Below are 20258 nucleotides of genomic sequence, written 5' to 3' on the forward strand. Positions count from 1 at the left end.
AGGAGTACAGAAGCAGTGTGTGGCATTTGGGAATTTTATCAGCAGAGCAATTTGGGGAATCCCCCCCAGGGGCTTGTTAATACCCTGACAATTTGGTACATTAAACGTGACCTGTGAGGGACCTGATCTCCCTCACGTGAATAGAAAAGTGCGGAGGAATCAACGTGGAAAAACTTCTCGATGAAATCGAATCTTACTGGAGCACTCGTACAGAAGGGTACTCCGAAGTGAATCATAAAGAGCTTGCAGGAACGCAGAAAAACGCATGGCTTAAGGTGCTGACTAGTCAGTTTCCGGACAAACCCAAGGAAGAGATCCGTATCCTGGATATCGGAACAGGCCCCGGATTTTTTCCTGTGATCCTAGCAGAAGCCGGATATCATGTAGATGCAGTGGATTATACGGAAGGAATGCTGGAAAAGGCAAAGGAAAATGCAGGAGATCTTTGCCGGAATATCCGCTTTTTGCGGATGGATGCACAGAAGCTGGATTTTGAGGATAATACCTTTGACGTGGTCATTTCCCGAAATCTTACCTGGAATCTGGAGCATCCTGATGTTGCTTACAGAGAGTGGGTCCGTGTACTGAAGGTAGGAGGAAGACTTCTGAATTTTGATGCCAACTGGTACGGTTATCTTTATGAGGAAGAGCAGCGTAAGGCCTACGAAAACGACCGGAAAAATGTGGAAAACAACAGCCTGGATGATCACTATCTCTGTACGGATATTGAGCGCATGGAGCGGATTGCCCTCCAGGTACCGCTGTCAAAGATCAGCCGTCCCCAGTGGGATGTAAAAACTCTCAGAGAAGCAGGACTTCTTGGGATCCGCACAGACACAGAAATATGGAAAACGGTCTGGAGTGAGGAGGAGAGATTAAATTATCAGTCCACACCAATGTTTATGGTAACCGGTGTAAAGCCGGATCATTTCCTGAATCTTCCGGTTGCGGCAGGAGAAAAAACAGAAGGCTTTCTTGAGCTCGGAGATGGAGAATTTGTCCTTCCGGCAACCATCATCCGTGGAAAAGATCCGGGAAAAACCGTTCTCGTCACAGCAGGTCTTCATGCAGGAGAGTATGTGGGAATCCAGACTCTGATCGAGCTGTCGAAGCGGCTGAAGCCGGAAAAGGTAAAGGGCCAGCTGGTTCTGGTAAAGGTGCTGAACCGGGAAGACTTTGAGAAGCGTGCAGGCAGTATCAGCTGGGAGGACGGAAAAAATCTGAACCGTGTTTTCCCTGGCAAAAAAGATGGCACAAGAATGGAGCGCCTGGCAGCAGCCATCACAGAATCCCTGATCAAAAAAGCAGATTATTATATCGACCTTCACGGCGGTGACGATTACGAGGAACTGACTCCGTATGTATATTTTGCAGGCGTTGCAAAACCGGAGATCGTGGAAGCATCCCGGAAAATGGCAGAACAGGTAGATGTCCCATATATGGTACAGTCAAATGTAAGCACAGGCGGCGCCTACAATTACGCGGCAAGTACCTGTGACATTCCGGCAGTCCTTCTGGAACGTGGCTGCATGGGAACCTGGGAGCGTGAAGAAGTAGACTCCATGCGCCGCGATGTGCGAAACATTCTCTGCAGCATTGGAGCTTACAACGGAATCCGTTCTCACAGCACCTACTATCCGCTGAAAATGGATGATGTCCGATATCAGTGCGCCAGCGTCAACGGCCTCTGGTACCCGGTGAAAAAGCCAGGAGATATCATTCACAGGGACGAGTATCTTGGCGAGATCCGTGATTATGAGGGAAATGTTCAGGAAATCTGCCGTGCGGACATGGATGGTGTGATCCTCTATCAGGTATCCAGTCTTCAGGTTGTGGAAGGTGGTCCTGTGATCACTTACGGAAATATCGTAAGAGAAAAAGACGAGCGGAAAACAAGGATCGCCCAGTACTGGACCAGGCGCAGCGACAGCTTCCTGGAACAGAGAAGAGCGGAACTTCACAGCGCACTTGCAGGCAGATGGATGACCGAGCTTAAGAAACACCTGCCAAAGAAAAAGAATCTCAGGATCCTGGATGTTGGATGCGGGACTGGATTTTTTACCATTCTTCTTGCAAAAGAAGGCCATCAGGTAACCGGTATCGACCTGACACCGGATATGATCACCCATGCAAAAGAGCTGGCAGAGGAAGAAAAAGCAGACTGCCAGTTTGCGGTCATGGATGCGGAAAATCCGGATTTCCCGGATGAGGAATTTGATGTGATCGTATCACGAAACCTTACCTGGACACTTCCGGACGCGGAGCATGCTTATCAGGAATGGTTCCGTGTACTGAAACCGGGCGGAGTGATGATAAATCTGGATGCAAACTACGGAGCAGCAGACTTTGCGGACACTGCGGATCTTCCGGAGAATCATGCCCATCATCAGATCCAGGATGAGCTGATGCAGGAATGCGAGGATATCAAGCGGCAGCTGCCCATCAGTTCTTTTCTGCGTCCGGCATGGGATCTGGAAACGCTGAGCCGTATAGGTGTGGAAGAATTTTCCTTTGACCTTGGTATCAGCAAACGTATTTATACAGAAAAAGACGAGTTTTACAATCCGACCCCGATGTTCTTGATCTTTGCAAAGAAACAGGGGTAGGATTATGCTGAATATCAAACAGATCCAGTACTTTGCGGCCTGTGCCAAAACAGGCTCCTTCAGCCAGGCAGCAGAACTGCTTTTTACCACGCAGTCAAATGTAAGCAAGGTGATCCGTTCCATGGAAGACGATATGCGTACCCAGCTGTTTGTCCGTCATGCAAAGGGCATAGAGCTGACACTGGAAGGAGAGCGTGCATATATCCATGTGCAGAGGATCCTGGAAAATATAGATGAACTGGAAATGCAGGCACAGCCACTTGCAAAAAGCAGCCTGTGTGTATGCTTTCATCCCAGCTCCTGGTTTGCGGATATCTTCGTAACGTATTATGAAGCACATAAGTGCGATGATCTTCATTATCAGGTTTACGCAGCAGATACCCATGAGATCATAAAACGTGTGAAAGGCAGACAGGATGATATGGGATTCGCCTATGTGATGCAGAATCAGCTGGCAGCATTCCAGTATTTTCTTTCCCGAAATTACCTGGAATTTGAGCTGCTGACGGAAACCGCGGTAAATATTTATACCGGGAAAGGGAAAGCAGATACAGCAGATGAGGGAGATTTTAATATGTCCCAGCTCAGGCTGATCCAGAGATTTCCCGATGAATTTTCCCCGGATAATTACCGGAACCTTGTAGAGGAAAACGGTCATTCCGCAGTGGAGGCAGAGACCGTAGTCGTAACAAACAGTGATTATATCGTGGAACGTTTTCTTGGTTCCGGAGAGTTGTGTAATATCAGTGGTGCGGATCTTTCCGGCCGTGATCCGGGATATTCCTCCGTGAAATATACATTTCCGGGAGAAGGCCAGAAACTTGTTTACGGGTGCATTTGCCGGAGAGGTGAAGAGCTCAGTGAACAGGGAAAGGATTTTCTGGGATTCGTGAAGGAAAGACTTCAGATTTCCGGGAAGTGATAAAAGAATAAAGCAAAAGACCAGACGGGATTTTTCTGCACGGGACACAGGTTCCTGATACAGAAAAGTCCCGTTTTTTATATGGAATACACATCCATGCTAAAACCGACTGTCCAATATCCCCGTACCGGGGTTGTCCGAAAGCTGTTAAATGATAAAATAATATCAGCAGCACACTCCGCGTGCTGAATATAAAAACACTGTGATGCACATAACCTCCGCGCACTCCTATTTGTGCATACAAATGTTTTGTCGAATAATAACACGACCCTTTCAAAAGCAGTTATGGTTTTGGATGCCATAACTGCTTTTGAAATATGAACACAAATCGCTCCGCGATTTGTGTTCATGAGCATGCAGCAGAGCGGAATGCGAATGTCTGTCTGAACTGTAAAGGGCAGTGGGAAAGGAAAATTATGAACAAAGAAAATAAACTCGTCATCCGGATCCTGAAGCGGATCCTTCTGCTTGCTGTGGTTATGTTTCTGCTGTCTGTGGTGGTGTTCTGGCTGGCGAGACTGGCACCGGGAGATCCCCTGCAGTCCTTTTACGGAGATTCCCTGGAAATGATGACCAGCGAGGAAGTGGCTGCGGCCAGAACGAGACTAGGACTGGATCAGGGGATCGGGGTACAGTATGTAAGGTGGTTTACCAATGTAGTCCATGGTGATTTCGGATTGTCGCTGAAATACAGGCAGCCGGTTATGAATGTGATCAAACCGCTGATCGGAAATACTCTGGTGCTGGGAGGAATTGCTTATATTGTGATCTTTATACTGGCAGTTCTGATCGCCATATTCTGTACGCTCCATGAGGATCAGTGGATCGACCGGCTGATCTGCAAGATCGGAACAGCAGCCTATTATGTGCCGGCTTTCTGGCTTGGTGTGGTACTGATCCTGATCTTCAGTGTAAATCTTGGATGGTTCCCAAGCAGCGGTGCCTATGATGTAGGAATGGCAGATAGTATCGGCAATCGTATGAAGCATATGATCCTTCCGCTGGTAGTAATGATCTTCAGCCATCTTTGGTATTACGCATATATGATACGTAACAAATTCCTGGATGAGGTGCGGAAGGATTATGTACTTCTTGCCAGATCCAAGGGACTTTCCAAAAGAAAGATCCTGTGGAAGCATTGTCTTCGAAATGTAATGCCGACGATCGTGAGTATCATGGCAGTTTCGGTACCCCATGTAACTGGTGGGACTGTAACTGTGGAAGCTGTTTTCAATTATGCGGGAATTGGAAATCTTGCAGTGGAATCTGCAAAATATCATGATTATAACCTGCTGATGATCGATGTGCTGATCACGGGATTTATCGTATTTTTAAGCAGCTTTGTTGCACAGACTGTCAATGAAGAGATTGATCCAAGAATGAAGGATTCGGAGGTGAGGGTATGGTAGCTGACCGGAAGCTTTCAGAAGCTGAGCTTTTTCAGGTAGTTGGTGCCGGGTGGAAGCAGCATGAATCTGAAAAACGAAAAAACATTTCAGGAAAAGCTGAAGGGGAAACCGGTATTTTCCATGTTCCTGCTTTTTCTGATCGTTTTGGGCTGTGTATTTGCAAATGTTGTTGCAAATCATGATCCCTCAGGTTTTTATCTCCAGAATCTGAATACACCGCCGGGAAAGGAGTTTATCTTTGGAACGGATTCGCTTGGAAGAGATACTTATTCACTGATCTGGTATGGCGGACGGGTTTCTCTGGTGATCGGGCTTCTGGGAGCTGCGATTATTACTGTGATCGGTGTTACCTACGGATGTATCAGCGGAACAGCAGGTCCAAAGGTGGATTCGGTTCTGATGCGGTTTACGGAAATGTGCGGAAGTATTCCGACTCTTCTGCTGATCCTGATCCTGTCTGCGGTCTTTCAGGCCAATGATGTGATCAGCATATCTGTGATCATTGGTATTACCGGGTGGTTTGCACTGGCACGTATTGTAAGAAGTGAAGTGCGGCAGATAAGAAACAGTGATTATGTGATGTATGCAAGACTCTGCGGAGGAAGTTTTGGATATGTGATGTATCACCATCTGATCCCGAATTTTGTTTCGGCGATCATGTTTGTGGTGATCTCTTCGATAAGCAGTTGTATTACCATGGAATCTACATTAAGTTTTCTTGGCCTCGGGCTTCCGGCAAATGTAGTCTCCTGGGGAAGTATGCTCTCACTGGCAAATAAAGCACTGATCATGAATACCTGGTGGGTGATCGTGATCCCGGGAGTTTTTCTGGTCATTACTTTAATGTGCATTACCAGTATGGGAAGCTTTGTGAGAAGTGAGGTAAATAATCATTACAGCAACCTCTGATGCAGTCAGAAAAAATATTTGGACGCAAACCGTGATAAAACATTCCAAGGTGTAGATAACCGGTTTGAAAATAAGGAAAGATGAGGAAAACAGAATGAAAAAGAGAACAGGAATCAACTATGGAAGAAAATATGCGGCGATAACACTGGCAGCAGTGACCGCAGCATGTACAGGAGCATCGGCAGGTAGTGCGGTAAACGTAGCTGCGGCAGAAGAAAACAAAACTCTGGTATATGCAGGTGAGTCAGAAAGTACGATCAATCCCCTTCTGAATAACCATGATGAACTTCCGGATCTTATTTTTTCAGGACTGATGAAATATGATGCCAATGGAAAGCCGGTAGAGGATCTTGCAGAGAGTTATACCTTTGACAAGGATACCAATACCTATACTTTTAAACTTCGAGATGGTGTTAAGTGGCATGATGGAGAAGATTTCAATGCAGAGGATGTTGTATACACCTATAAGGAGCTTACAGAGGATGAAACCCTGGGAGCCAGCATCACCAGCAACTATCAGGACATTACAAGTATTGAGGCACCGGATGATCAGACTGTGATCTTTACACTAGATCAGTATGATGCTGCCATGCTGGATTACTTCACCATGGGAATCCTTCCTGAGCATCTTCTGGAAGGAGAGGACGTGAATACCACATCCTTTAACCAGAATCCGGTGGGAACAGGCCGTTATAAATTTGAAGACTGGGATGCTACCGGTGGAATGATCACACTGAAACGAAATGAAGATTATTACGGAAAGGTTCCGAATATTGAAACCGTTGTATACCGTACAGTATCGGATGAGACTACAAAGGCAACCATGCTCCAGTCCGGTGAGGCGGATCTTGCATGGCTGAATTCCAACTACGCTTCTCAGTTCAAGGATAAGGACGGATATAATTACTGGGAGTTCACCACAGCAGATTACCGTGGAGCGGCCATGGATATGAGCACAGATTTCTGGAAGGAAAACGGAGATTCCATCGGCGTTCTGAATTATGCGCTGGATAAGGATTCCATTATTGCAGGTGTTCTTGCAGGACAGGGAGAGCCGGCATACAGCCCGATCCAGAGAAACCCTCTCGGAACAGATAAGGAAGCCAATATCTACTCCTATGATCTGGATACCTTTGCAAAGAAGATGGAAGAGCTGGGATGGAAAAAAGGTGATGATGGGATCTATGAGAGAAACGGACAGAAATTCCACTTTACCATCCAGGTACGTGATTACGAAGAAGAGCGTGTGGATATTGCCAATGTCATGTCTGATATGCTGAAGCAGGCTGGTGTGGAAATGGAAGTAAAGCTTGTTACCAAATTTGACTGGGATGCAGGATACAATGGATTTCTTGCCGGCTATTCAACACAGTTTGACCCGGATATGGCATATGTAAACTTTGTAACCGACGCAAGTGGAAACAACATGCATTATTCCAATGCAGATGTGGATAAATATCTTGAGGAAGGCCGTCACGGTGAGACTGAGGAAGCCAGAAAAAAGCATATAGTGAATTCGAAAAGGCATATGCCAAGGCACCTGGAATCCTTCTGGTTGCTTATCTTCAGGGAGATTATGTAGGCGTTTCCGGACTTGACGGACTGGATACCACACGTGTTCTGGGACATCATTCCGTAGGTGTTATGTGGAATATTGAAGACTGGACCATTACAAAATAAGGAAAAGATCATGCAGGAAACCGTTTTGGAATTAAAAACTATTCGGTAAGCTTTGACACACCGGACGGCGAGGTACAGGCCGTCCGGAATGTTGATCTCACGGTAAAAAAAGGAGAGATACTTTGTATCGTAGGTGAGTCCGGATGTGGAAAAACCGTTATGTGCCGTAGCGTGATGAAGCTTTTGCCACCGAATGCACATGTAAAAAGCGGAGAGATCAGTCTCTGCGGAGAGAATATCACAGCCTATAAAAGAAAAAAATGGAAAAGCTGTGCGGAAGCAAGGTAAGCATGGTGTTCCAGGATCCTATGCTGACGCTGAATCCGACGATCCCTGTTGGCAAACAGATCACAGAGGCTATTATCAAAGATCAGAAAGTATCCAGGGATGAGGCGAAAAAAAGAGCTGTGGAAATGCTGAAGCTGGTAGGAATTCCGGATGCAGAACAGCGCTATGGCCTGCAGCCTCATTTTTTTCCGGAGGAATGCGTCAGCGTTGTGTGCTGGCTATTGCACTGGCCTGTGATCCGGAAATATTATTTGCCGATGAGGCGACTACAGCATTGGATGCAACCGTGGAAGCAAGGATTCTGGATCTGCTTCTTGAGCTGAGAGAAAAAACAGGGATCAGTATTGTGTTCATATCTCATGATCTGGGAGCTGTTGCAAGGATCGCAGACAGAGTTGCAGTTATGTATGCAGGAAAGATCATTGAGATCGGGACAGCGGAAGATGTTTATTATGATCCCCGGCATCCTTATACCTGGGGACTTCTGTCTTCTCTGCCTGTATTTGCAGGTGAAAAAGGGGAGCTGAATCCGATCCCCGGAATGCCGCCCTCTCTTTTGGATCCTCCGCCGGGAGATGCGTTTGCCGTTCGGAATCCCCAGGCACTGGCAATCGATTATGAACAGACTCCTCCGATGTTTAAGGTCAGTGATACGCATTATGCAGCCACATGGCTTCTGGATGAAAGAGCTCCGAAAATAGAAAAGCCCGCCATTTTGAAGGACAGATTACAGGAAAACAGCGGCCGTAAACAGAAACCGGATAAAAAGGAAGCGTCATTTTTACAGAAAACAGAACAGAAACAGGCGCCTGTACTGATCGAAGCCAGAAATCTGAAGCAGCATTTCCGTATCCGTTCCGATTATACGATCCATGCAGTGGATGATGTTTCCTTCCGTATCCGGGAAGGTGAGATCATGGCACTGGTGGGAGAGACCGGCTGCGGAAAATCCACGACAGCCAGAACGCTTGCAGGAATCTACCGGCCCACAGGCGGGGAGATCTTTTATCAGGGAGAAAGAGTGCCGGATAAAAAGGATCCTTTCGGAATGCGGAAGAAAATGCAGACTGAGATCCAGATGATCTTTCAGGATTCGGGCGCTGCACTGAATCCCCGAATGAGCATACGGCAGATCATGCTGGAGCCTGTAAAGATCAGCCGCAGGATCCGTGACAGAGAAATGCTGGAGAACAGGCTTCGGGAAATCCTGAAGGAGACAGGACTGGATGAAAGCATTCTGTCGAAAAAGCCGGGAGAGCTTTCCGGCGGACAGAGACAGAGAGTTGCCATAGGAAGAAGCCTTCTCATGGAACCACGTCTTATCATTGCAGATGAACCGATCGCATCGTTGGACATTTCTATCCAGGCACAGATCGTCATGCTTTTTAAAAAACTTCAGCAGGAAAAAAGATTTTCGTTTCTTTTTATTGCCCATGATCTGTCAATGGTACGTTTTTTAAGTGATACAACCGGTGTGATGAAAAACGGAAAGCTGGTAGAAATGGCACCTACAAAAGAGCTTTTTGAAAATCCGCAGCATCCTTATACACAGTCCCTGCTTTCTGCGATCCATATCCCGGATCCGCTGGAAGAGAGAAAACGGAGGCTGATCGAGCATGAAGAGCCACAGTCTCTTGGAGAGGACTGGAAAGAATTATCCGCATGTCACTGTGTGAGAATATAAGAACATGATGGAATACATATGCATGACAAAATGGAATATGTAAAATCCCCCCGCCGGGGTTGTGGCAGAACAGCCGTGTTGTTAAACTTTTGTTATTCGAAATACTGAGAAACAAAGTGCGGAGAGGAAAATATGGGAAAATATATAATAAAACGGTTGCTGCAGCTGATCCCGGTCCTGATCGGGATCACATTTCTTTCTTTTGCCATGATGCGGCTTGCCGGCGGAGATGCAGTAACTTATATGTATGAAAATGCAGGCTCTGCAGTATCCCAGGAAGTCATTGACAAGGCAAAGGCAGAATATGGCCTTGATAAACCATTCCTTGTACAATATGCTGCCTGGTTTGCGGGAATGGTAACCGGAGATATGGGAGAGAGCTATGTGTCTCACAGAGATGTCTATGAAACCTTTATTTCAAAGCTTCCGGCAACGATGATGCTGACTCTGTCATCGATCCTTCTTACGATTGTTCTTGCAATCCCGTTGGGAATCCTGTCAGCAGTAAAGCACAACAAATGGGTAGATTATCTGATAAGATTTTTAAGCTTTATCGGCAATTCCATGCCGAATTTTTTTGCTGCCATGGTCCTGATGTATTTTCTGTCCATCAGGCTGGGCGTTTTACCGGTAGTCACAAATACAGATCTTGGACAGAGTATTATTCTGCCGACACTGACACTGGCGATCTCCATGGCTGCAAAATATACCAGACAGGTGCGTGCCACGGTTCTGGAAGAACTGAATAAGGATTATGTGACCGGAGCCCGGGCAAGAGGGATCCGCAGTCGTGTGATCATCTGGAAGAATGTAATGAAGGCTTCCATGCTGACGATCATCACACTGCTGGCTCTGTCCATCGGCAATCTTCTGGGAGGAACTGCCATTGTGGAAAATATCTTTATGTGGGATGGTGTCGGAAAACTGGCGGTAGATGCGATCACCATGCGTGACTATCCGATCATCCAGGCTTATGTGGCCTGGATGGCGGTTATTTATGTTCTGGTAAATCTGGTGACAGATATTATTTACCACTATCTGGATCCGAGAGTACGACTTGGAGGTGACAGAGCATGAGTGGAAAAATAATATCACAGTCCGGAAACAGAAGATCCGGAAAAATCATACAAAAGCAAAGCTTGTCTTTTTCTTGTGCTTACAGCATTGCTTCTGTTTGTAGCGGCATTTGCAAAATATCTCTGCCCTTATGATCCTTATGTCCAGGATCTGGCACTTGCCCAGAAACCGCCGGGACCGGAGCATCTGCTCGGGACAGACCGTTATGGAAGAGATATGCTTTCCCGTGTGATCATAGGAAGTACGACCAGTATTTATGCAACACTGCTCCTGGTTGCGGTGATCACGGTGGTGGGAACGGCTATTGGTATTTTCTGTGGCTGGAAGGGCGGCAAAGCCGATACCGTTCTGATGCGTATCTCCGATCTGTTCCTGGCTTTTCCGGGACTGGTATTTGCCCTGGCAGTAGCAGGTGTTCTGGGAGGCGGTATCCAGAATGCGATCATTGCCCTGGCAGTGATCAGCTGGCCGAAGTTTGCAAGACTTGCCAGAGGGCTTACTCTGACTCAGAAGGACTCCGCATATCTTATGGCGGCAAAGCTTTCCGGGAGCAGTACAGGAAAGCTTCTGCTCAAACATATCCTTCCAAATATTGCAGGCCCCATACTTGTTACGTCAGTTCTTGATATTGGAACCATGATGATGGAGCTGGCAGGACTTTCCTTTCTCGGACTTGGTGTAAAGCCTCCAATGGCAGAATGGGGAAGTATGATCAACGATGGAAGAAGTATGCTGCAGATTTCACCGTGGATGGTACTTGCGCCGGGAATGGCGATTTTTATTACGGTAATGATCTTTAATCTTCTGGGAGATACGATCCGGGATTATATGGATCCGAAGGAACGAAACAGGAGAAAAGGATAACAGGCACTTATAAATAAATATAACACAGAAAGTGAGAGCGGAGATTATGAAGAAAAAGATTCTGGCAGCAATGCTTGCTGCGTCAATGGTCATGAGCATGACGGGAGTTCCGGCAGCAGCAAAAAGCAAAGAAAAGAGTGAAGGAACTACCTTTGTTTACGGAACTACCGGATACAGTGAAGAAATGGGAGATGCAGGATTAAACCCTCACGACAATTATTCCGGATGGAGCTGTCTGCGTTATGGTGTAGGAGAAACATTGTTTAAGTACAATGACAACATGGAGGTAGAGCCATGGCTTGCTACAGACTATGAATTTACAGACGATAATACAGTAAAGATCACCCTTCGTGACGGTGTGAAATTTTCCAGCGGAAGAACCATGGACGGAGAAGCGGTAAAGGAATGTCTGGAAGATCTGATCGCAAACCATGACCGTGCACCTTACGATATGAAGATCGATAAGATCGAAGCAGATGGAATGACAGTAACGATCCATACTTCCGAATCATGTCCGGCACTGATCAATTATCTCGGTGATCCATATGGTGCTATCATTGATATGGATTATGGCGTACAGGGAGAGGGCGGCTCTGCAAATGTGGCAGGAACAGGCCCTTATGTTGCAACAGAGGTATCTCCAACAGAGATCAAGTTGGTAAAAAATGAGGATTACTGGGGCGGAGATGTAAAGGTAGACAACGTTATCGTAAAATCCTTCTCAGACGGAAGTGCCCTGACTGCAGCATTACAGACAGGCGATATACAGGGAACCTATGGACTTCAGTATGACAACTATGCGCTTTTTGACGGAAATCCGGACTATCAGATCAGCTCTGTAGCAACAAGCCGCTGTTTCTTCGGGCAGTTTAATATGAAATCTGAACTGATGCAGGATCAGAATGTGAGAAAAGCCATTGAGATGGGAATCGATAAGGACGGCTTCTGCAGTGTGATCATGGAGGGACGAGGTGTTCCGGCAGTGGGAGCTTTCCCAAGCAGCTTTTCCTATGGAAACGATGCGGTGAAAGCACCGTCCTATGATCCGGAAGAGGCGAAAAAGCTTCTGGAAGAATCCGGATGGACAGATACGGATGGAGATGGATATGTAGATAAGGATGGAAAGAAGCTGTCCATCACATGGCTGACCTATCCAACCCGTCTGGAACAGCCTAAGCTTGCAGAATATGCACAGTCCACTTTAAAGGACATCGGAATTGAGGTCGATGTCAACAATACAGCAGACCATGCGACGTATGCAAAGAATGGAGAATTTGATGTATATGTAAGCTCGCTTACAACTGCACCTACCGGTGATCCGGAATATTTCTTCACAAGTACAGTTGTATCTGATGCTGCCAAAAATTATGGCAAATACAGCAATTCGGATCTTGATGATATCGTAGCGAAGCTGCATGAGACCTTTGATACAGATGAGAGAGGCAAGCTTGCTGTGGAAGCACAGCAGACCATTCTGGATGATGATGCGTATTTCTTTGTTTCTCATTTGAATATGGGACTTGTGTCAAAGTCAAATGTATCAGGGCTGACTGCTCACCCATGTGATTATTACGAGATCACGGCAGATCTGGAAGTGAAATAAGATGGAATCATTGTTGAAACTTGAGCATGTGACGATCTGCTACAACGGAGAACCGGTTGTACATGATGTGGATCTGGAACTGAATAAAGGGGAGATCCTGGGGGTGGTAGGCGAATCCGGAAGCGGAAAAAGTACCATCATCAAGGCAATCATGGGACTTCTGGGAAATGAAGGTATGGTGACAGAAGGGGATATCTGGTACAAAGGAAAAAATGTGGTGGATATGCCGGAAAAAGAATTACGCAGACTTCTGGGTCCTGAGATCGCCATGGTCTTTCAGGATTCAGGAGCAGCCCTTTGTCCCATCCGCACCGTGGGCGATCAGATTTATGAGAGTATGCGGGAGCATGAAAGGATCAGCCGTAAAGAGTGCGCAGAGCGCGCCGTCCGGATGATGGCTAAGATTGGCCTCAAGGATGGGGAACGTGTTTTGCAAAGCTATCCCTTTGAATTGTCCGGCGGCATGAATCAGCGTGTGGGAATCTGTATTTCCATGCTGCAGAATCCGTCGCTTCTTCTGGCAGATGAGCCTACCAGTGCCCTGGATGTAACCATACAGAAACAGGTAGTTGAGGAAATGCTGCTGATGCGTAAGGAATACGGAACAGCCATGATCGTTGTCACACACAACATCGGTGTGGTGGAAAAAATGGCAGATAAGGTTCTGGTACTGAAAAACGGAAAGGTGAGGGAATACGGAAAAACAGCTCAGGTTCTGACAGCTCCGGAGGATCCCTATACAAAAGAGCTTATGAGTTCGGTACCTCGTCTGAAACGTACAGGCACCGGAAATGGAGGCAGATGATGGCAGAAAACAAAAACATTCTGGAAGTGCATCATTTGAAAAAAAGCTTCACTACCGGTAAAAAATCCTTCACGGCTGTAGAAGACGTAAGCTTTTCTCTGAAAACGGGGGAGGTATTAGGAATCGTAGGTGAATCCGGCTCAGGAAAAAGCACTGTGGCGAAGATGATCACACATCTGACAGAACCCACCGCCGGAGAAATTTTTCTCATGGAAAAGGATATCACACATGCAAGGGGAAAAAATCTCCGGGAAATCTACCGGGAAATGCAGATGATTTTTCAGACACCGGCAGAATCCTTTGACCCCAGATGCACTCTTGGGGACGGAATCGGGGAAAGTCTCCGGAATATGGGGATAAGTAAGAAGGAAACCAGGAACCGTGTGGAAAAGCTTCTGCTTACCTGCGGACTGACTCCGGAATATGCAGATCGGTATCCCCATCAGGTCAGCGGAGGGGAGTGCCAGAGAGCGGCTATTGCCAGAGCCCTGGCTGTGGAACCCAGAGTGCTGATCTGTGATGAAGCAACCAGCGCCCTGGATGTGACTGTGCAGAAACAGATCATGGAGCTGCTTCAGAAGTTAAAAAAGAAAACCAGCTGTCCTTTCTTTTTATCTGCCATGACCTGGCCCTTGTCCAGCTGTTCTGCGACCGGGTGATCGTGATGCATGACGGACATGTGGAAGAGGAAGGGACACCGGAAGAGATCATTGAGCATCCGAAGACAGAGTATACGGAGCAGCTGATCCGGTCGGTGCTGTGATAATGACAGATAAAAACAAAAGAACGAAGTCCTCAGTAGTGCGAATACTGAGGGCTTTTTTGCAGGTTACACGTTGACGCATTTTCCCTCACCCGATATAATTAAAAAAGAATCGAAACCGGATGAAAACGGAATAAATATAGAGGAGACCACGAAAAATGGCAGAAAATTTACAGATCAGACTGGCAGATCCCGGTGAGGCGGATCGTCTGGCAGAGATCGAGGCAATCTGTTTTCCACCTGCGGAGGCAGCAAGTCATGAGGAAGTTGTGAAGCGTATGGGAGCATTCCCGGAGAATTTCGTTGTAGCAGTAAAGGATGAGCAGATCGTAGGCTTTATCAACGGAGGAACCACAGATAAACCAGTACTCCCGGATGAATTTTATCATGATATCACGCTTCACAGAAAGGACGGGGAGATCCAGACGGTATTCGGACTGAATGTGATCCCGGAATACCGTCATCAGGGAATCGCCGGAGAGCTTGTAGAATATTTCAAGGAGCTTGCGAAAGAGCGCGGAAAAAAAGCTCTGATCCTTACCTGCAAGGAGCATATGATCCCATTCTATGAGAGCCACGGACTGAAGAAGCTGGGTGTGGCAGATTCCTGTCATGGCGGAGCAACCTGGTATGATATGCAGATCTGGTTCTGAGAAATGAAGACAGTAACAGAAGAAAAAAGAAGAGTCAGCTGCAGAAACAAAGGTCAGTTGAATAAGAAACCAGAGGAAAAATAAATGAGAATACGAATGTACAATGTGGGGTTCGGAGATTGTTTCTGTATCCGTGACAGAAAAAGCAGCCTGCTTGTGGATTTCGGGGCAGCCAACAGCAAGATCGAAGGGCGGCCACGGAGAGAGGTCTTTGATGTGATCATCTCAGACCTTACCACTATCCGCAAAAAAATCTGCTTCTGACACATTTTCATCCGGACCATGTTTCCGGATTGCTTTATATGATGCGTTACCGAAGAGATGCCTATGAATTTGAAAAGATCTATCTTCCGGATGTATTTTCCGGTCCGGAAATGAAATACACACTGGCGCTTCTGCTCCTTGCGGATGTGACAAAAAAGGCCAGTCTTCCCGGAAGACGTGTCAGCCTTTTTGCCCTTGCAGAAGCTCTTTGCGCCAAAAGGGTAAAGATCGACCTTTTATCCAGAGGCTCAGAGTTTGAAGGAAAATATACAGCGCTCTGGCCGGATCTCAGGGAAGTCAGCCGGGAAACGGAGGACGTATTTAATTCCCTGATCGAGAATCATGAAAATGCAATGACCGAGCTTGTGAACATTGCGGAGGAGGTACGTCAGCTGTTCCTGTCCATGACAGAGGAGATGCCGGAAGCAGAGCAGAAATCTGCTCCACTGTCTGAGGCATCTTTGGTGGAAGAGGATACAGAGGGATCCGAGCGCTCTTTGACAGGACAGACAGAGTTTGGTAGGGAAAACGAAGGATATACGCAGGAGAAGCTGGAGCTTATAATGGAAGATACAGGCGCAGCAGCTGAGGATACAGCAGAGGCTCCGGAAGAAGCCGAAAAAGAGAGAGCACGTCGCCTTAAACCAGAAAAGCTGGAAAAGAAATTCCGTGAATTACAGGCAACCGGAGAATTTCAGGCACTTCTGGAAAGTGCGGAAAAACAGGGGCATTTTCTGCGTCAGTTCCGCCACAAGATCAGTCTGGCATTTCAGAATACCGGCGACGGCGAGCTGAATCTTCTGTTTACCGGAGATGTACAGCCACAGTACATGAGGATGATCGCAGAAAACTATGATGGCAGGATTCCCCTTCATGAGCATTACTGGTGTATCAAGGTACCACATCATGGTACGGAATCCCATTTCTTTGATTTCAGCAGCTTCTCCCCGGAGAATATGATGATCCCCAACGGAGCCTACTACGACAACAGCAAGAAGAAATCCAAGAATCAGCGCACTTCCATGCAGTACGGCGGTTTATTTTATATTAATGACGCGCATATGTATTGTTCCAACTGTGACTGCTGTGACAGCTATGAGAACGGATGCTCCTGCAGGGAGTATGATGTGATATCACCATCGTATTATAAAGATATCTGATCATGTTACAGATGGATTTCTGGTGAGTTATATACGATCCGGTCATTCAGGCAGACAAAGAAGACGGTAATTTCTTTGTCTGCGTTTTTGTTAAAAAGACAGGATGTACATGTGGACAGAGGAAAAGATGATACAGGAGGAAAAGTTTTGAAACAGATCGCAGACCTGCACATACATTCCAGATATTCCATGGCAACCAGCAAAGATGGCACGCCGGAGATGCTGGATCTCTGGGCGCGGAAAAAAGGAATTACACTACTTGGAACAGGAGATATGACACATCCCATCTGGCGGCAGGAGTTGAAGGCGAAGCTGATCCCTGCAGAACAGGGACTGTTCCGGCTGAAAGATGAATATGTTTTGCCGGAGGCAGCACGCTATCCTGGAAAAGCACCCAGGTTTGTACTGTCCGGTGAGATCAGTTCCATCTATAAAAAAGGCGGAAAAACCAGGAAGGTGCACAGCCTGATCCTGCTTCCGGGATTCAATGAGGCAGATGCTTTTGCCGCAAGGCTGGAAAAGATCGGAAATATCCATTCAGACGGACGTCCTATTTTGGGGCTGCCCTGCCATGATCTTCTGGAACTGATGCTGGAGGTCAGTGAGGAGGGTATCTATATTCCCGCGCATATCTGGACCCCACATTTTTCCCTGTTTGGAGCGAAGTCCGGATTTGACACCATAGAAGAATGCTTTGAAGAACTGACACCTTACATCCATGCCCTGGAGACAGGACTTTCTTCAGATCCGGCGATGAACTGGCAGATCTCGGCGCTGGATGGCTATCAGCTGGTGTCCCATTCGGATGCACATTCACCGTCGAAGCTGGGAAGGGAAGCGGATCTTCTGGATATAGAGCTTTCCTATCAGGGATTGTGGGATGCAGTGCAGAACGGAAAAGGTCTTGAAGGGACGATTGAATTTTTTCCGGAAGAAGGAAAGTATCATTTTGACGGGCACCGGAAATGCGGTGTGTGCCTGAGCCCGAAAGAAGCAGAGATGTATAACGGTATCTGCCCGGTCTGCGGAAAGAAGCTGACTATGGGTGTGGATCACCGGATCCTGCAGTTATCTGACCGTGATGAGAGTTCAGCGGCCATGCCGGAAAGCGGCCGTCCTTATGAAAGCCTGATGCCGCTGCCGGAGGTGATCTCCGCATGTGTGGGATTTTCCACGGCAAGCAAAAAAGTTCAGGGACAGTACGAGGCGCTGCTTGAAAGACTGGGTGCGGAATTTACCATATTAAGAGAGGTTCCGCCGGAAGATATCCGAAAAGCCGGCGGAGAAGTTCTGGCGGAAGGCATCCGGCGGCTCCGTGCAGGAGAAGTGGTGCGGAAACCGGGATCTGACGGGGAATATGGAAAAATAGAATTGTTTTAAGCGAATCAGGTAAGTCCTCTGCAGGATTGCGAATATCGGCTTGATCCAATTAAGAAAATTTCTGAAATGGTGTGAAAAGAAGCAGCTGTTAAATATTTATGTATTGTGAAGAGTATTGCCGGTCATAGCGTGAGCTGCAAAAGGTAAAAGGCGATAATGATAAAGGATTGGAGCAGGATAGAGATCATGAAAGAAAAAATCGGCATTATATCAGACACTCACGGTCTTCTGCGGCCTGAGGTACTGGAAATCTTAAAAGACTGCAAATACATTCTTCATGCCGGAGATGTCAATAAAGATGAGATCCTGGATGTACTGCGTTCCATGGGGAATCTCTATGTGGTCCGTGGAAATAATGATAAAGACTGGGCGGAAAATCTCCGCACCAGTCTAAGCTTTACCATTGGCGGCGTGAAATTTTTTATGGTCCATAACAAAAAAGACGTTGCGTGGGAGCTGGAGGACACACAGGTGGTCATCTTCGGGCATACTCACAAATATTTTGAGAAGATGATCGATGGCAGACTGTGGCTGAATCCGGGAAGCTGTGGAAGAAGCCGCTTTGGCGGAGAGGTTACCATGGCGGTGATGACTGTGGAGGATGGCAAATATCAGGTGGAAAAAATCATTTTGGCGGAAAATTCCAGGAAATGATCATAACCCTGTTTATAGATCCTTTTATGCAGAGCTGTTTCTGTAGATTACTGGAATACGCTGATGCATAAAAGGATTTTTTGTATTTTATTGGATACAATCCTTGTAATTTTGGATTTGTAGCGTATAATAAAAAACGTTTAAAACAAAAGTGGTCTTACCACTTTTGGAAAATTCGTTTGAGCACAGAATTTGAACGCAGCTGTGTTCATGAGTATGCAGTAAAGCAAAATGTGAATATGCGCTTTACATGAATCAGGAGGGATGCAACATGAAGCATGTGCAGCAGTTCAGCATCATCCTGTTGATTTCCGTCATTGGAGAATTACTGAAAACCTTTCTTCCACTTCCGGTACCGGCCAGTGTCTATGGATTGATCATTATGCTGGTGGCTTTGCTCACAGGTATTCTGAAGCTGGATCAGGTCAAAGGTGCGGCAGATTTTCTGGTTGAGATCATGCCGGTGATGTTTGTGCCGGCTGGTGCGGGACTGATCACAGCCTGGAGTACTCTGAAACCGATCTGTGTACCGGTTCTCATCATGACGTTTATCAGCACGGTGATCGTAATGGTCGTAACAGGAAAAGTAACACAGGGAGTGATCCGTATGGGAAAGAGAGGAACTGAAAAATGATGGAATTCATAAAAAACTCCGCATTTTTCGGAGCAATGATAAGTCTGATCGCCTATGAGATCGGTCTGATCCTGAAAAAGAAGTTTAAAATGGCAATCTTTAATCCGCTTTTGATCTCGATCATCTGTGTTATCGGTGTTCTTTTGATCTTCCATATTGATTATGATGATTACAATGAAGGTGGAAAATATATCAGCTATCTGCTGACCCCGGCAACAGTCTGTCTGGCAGTGCCCCTTTATGAGCAGATCCATCTGCTGAAAAAAATCTCAAGGCAGTGGCTGCCGGGATCTTTTCCGGAACGCTGGCCGGGCTTTGCAGCATTCTGCTTATGGCGAAATTGTTTGGCTTTGATCATCAGGAATATGTCACTATGCTTCCGAAGTCTATCACAACCGCCATCGGAATGGGTGTTTCCGAGGAGCTTGGCGGTATCGTGACCATCACCGTTGCCGTGATCATCATCACAGGAGTTCTGGGAAATATGCTCGCAGAGGTTGTCTACAAGATCGCAAAGATCGAGGAGCCGATCGCAAGAGGTCTTGGACTTGGAACATCTGCCCATGCTATCGGAACAGCCAAAGCCATGGAGCTTGGCCCGGTAGAAGGAGCCATGAGCAGCCTTGCCATTGCCGTAGCCGGATTGCTTACGGTTATAGGTGCGTCTGTGTTTGCGGGAATGATGTAAAAGCAGATATCATAGGATTTCAAATGCCCTTTCAAAGTGTTACATTTTACAAGTCTGTCGTTTACGGCAGGCTTTTTTTGTTGTTCGTTGGTAATATCCCGCGAAGCGTGTTGCTGAGAATGGAGTGAACAGCAACGCTTTTTTTATTGCCATGGGAAAAGGGTGAAAAATAAGTTGCAGTAGTAATGTGATAACATGTATACTGTACCTAAAAG

Annotated in this window: 17 protein-coding genes and 2 pseudogenes; all 19 read left to right on the forward strand. The window is 46.7% G+C overall.

Features of this window, described 5'->3' with window-relative positions; genetic code table 11:
• The first annotated feature begins 164 nt into the window (after nucleotides 1-164).
• Entirely contained in the window at nucleotides 165-2606 is a 2442-nt protein-coding gene (locus tag CK1_RS06890; RefSeq protein ID WP_306288819.1) for a methyltransferase domain-containing protein, read from the forward strand.
• 4 nt (nucleotides 2607-2610) lie between these two features.
• On the forward strand, nucleotides 2611-3528 hold the full coding sequence (locus CK1_RS06895) for a LysR family transcriptional regulator (RefSeq protein WP_015525557.1): 918 nt from the start codon (nucleotides 2611-2613) through the stop codon (nucleotides 3526-3528).
• Between the two features lie 416 nt (nucleotides 3529-3944).
• Nucleotides 3945-4937 carry an ABC transporter permease gene (locus CK1_RS06900; protein ID WP_022427159.1) on the forward strand — a complete coding sequence of 331 codons (993 nt, stop codon included), beginning with the start codon at nucleotides 3945-3947 and terminating at the stop codon, nucleotides 4935-4937.
• Nucleotides 4938-4997: 60 nt separating this feature from the next.
• Nucleotides 4998-5846, forward strand: coding sequence for an ABC transporter permease (locus CK1_RS06905; protein WP_306288820.1), 849 nt, complete (start codon nucleotides 4998-5000; stop codon nucleotides 5844-5846).
• Nucleotides 5847-5940: 94 nt separating this feature from the next.
• Complete coding sequence (locus tag CK1_RS06910; protein ID WP_015525559.1) at nucleotides 5941-7428, forward strand: ABC transporter substrate-binding protein; 1488 nt, start codon at nucleotides 5941-5943, stop codon at nucleotides 7426-7428.
• Nucleotides 7429-7652: 224 nt separating this feature from the next.
• Nucleotides 7653-7814, forward strand: a complete 162-nt coding sequence (locus CK1_RS18100; RefSeq protein ID WP_353611225.1) for an ATP-binding cassette domain-containing protein — start codon at nucleotides 7653-7655, stop codon at nucleotides 7812-7814.
• A gap of 196 nt (nucleotides 7815-8010) precedes the next feature.
• Nucleotides 8011-9498, forward strand: coding sequence for an ABC transporter ATP-binding protein (locus CK1_RS06920; RefSeq protein WP_353611134.1), 1488 nt, complete (start codon nucleotides 8011-8013; stop codon nucleotides 9496-9498).
• 132 nt (nucleotides 9499-9630) lie between these two features.
• Nucleotides 9631-10575, forward strand: coding sequence for a nickel ABC transporter permease (gene nikB, locus CK1_RS06925; RefSeq protein ID WP_015525562.1), 945 nt, complete (start codon nucleotides 9631-9633; stop codon nucleotides 10573-10575).
• Nucleotides 10576-10650: 75 nt separating this feature from the next.
• Nucleotides 10651-11439, forward strand: coding sequence for a nickel transporter permease (gene nikC / locus CK1_RS06930; protein ID WP_353611135.1), 789 nt, complete (start codon nucleotides 10651-10653; stop codon nucleotides 11437-11439).
• A gap of 46 nt (nucleotides 11440-11485) precedes the next feature.
• Nucleotides 11486-13042, forward strand: coding sequence for an ABC transporter substrate-binding protein (locus tag CK1_RS06935; RefSeq protein ID WP_015525563.1), 1557 nt, complete (start codon nucleotides 11486-11488; stop codon nucleotides 13040-13042).
• A gap of 1 nt (nucleotide 13043) precedes the next feature.
• Nucleotides 13044-13847, forward strand: a complete 804-nt coding sequence (locus CK1_RS06940; protein ID WP_015525564.1) for an ABC transporter ATP-binding protein — start codon at nucleotides 13044-13046, stop codon at nucleotides 13845-13847.
• Nucleotides 13847-14506 (forward strand): ABC transporter ATP-binding protein, encoded by a 660-nt coding sequence (locus CK1_RS06945; RefSeq protein WP_015525565.1) that lies wholly within the window; start codon nucleotides 13847-13849, stop codon nucleotides 14504-14506. Before CK1_RS06940 ends, CK1_RS06945 begins: the two co-directional genes overlap by 1 nt.
• A gap of 262 nt (nucleotides 14507-14768) precedes the next feature.
• On the forward strand, nucleotides 14769-15263 hold the full coding sequence (locus tag CK1_RS06950) for a GNAT family N-acetyltransferase (protein WP_015525566.1): 495 nt from the start codon (nucleotides 14769-14771) through the stop codon (nucleotides 15261-15263).
• Nucleotides 15264-15347: 84 nt separating this feature from the next.
• Entirely contained in the window at nucleotides 15348-15527 is a 180-nt protein-coding gene (locus CK1_RS06955) for a hypothetical protein (protein ID WP_306288821.1), read from the forward strand.
• A gap of 38 nt (nucleotides 15528-15565) precedes the next feature.
• A complete protein-coding gene (locus CK1_RS06960; RefSeq protein ID WP_306288822.1) occupies nucleotides 15566-16687 on the forward strand; it encodes a hypothetical protein in 1122 nt (373 codons plus the stop codon).
• Between the two features lie 189 nt (nucleotides 16688-16876).
• Nucleotides 16877-18064: pseudogene (locus CK1_RS06965) on the forward strand (endonuclease Q family protein); the annotation flags it as partial.
• A 189-nt stretch (nucleotides 18065-18253) separates the two neighbouring features.
• On the forward strand, nucleotides 18254-18721 hold the full coding sequence (locus CK1_RS06970) for a metallophosphoesterase family protein (RefSeq protein ID WP_015525570.1): 468 nt from the start codon (nucleotides 18254-18256) through the stop codon (nucleotides 18719-18721).
• 271 nt (nucleotides 18722-18992) lie between these two features.
• Nucleotides 18993-19355, forward strand: coding sequence for a CidA/LrgA family protein (locus CK1_RS06975; protein WP_015525571.1), 363 nt, complete (start codon nucleotides 18993-18995; stop codon nucleotides 19353-19355).
• An 89-nt stretch (nucleotides 19356-19444) separates the two neighbouring features.
• Nucleotides 19445-20043 (forward strand): annotated as a pseudogene (locus CK1_RS06980) (LrgB family protein).
• Nucleotides 20044-20258: the final 215 nt, after the last annotated feature.

Source organism: Ruminococcus sp. SR1/5, from assembly GCF_000209835.1.
Taxonomy (GTDB): Bacteria; Bacillota; Clostridia; order Lachnospirales; family Lachnospiraceae; genus Blautia_A; species Blautia_A fusiformis.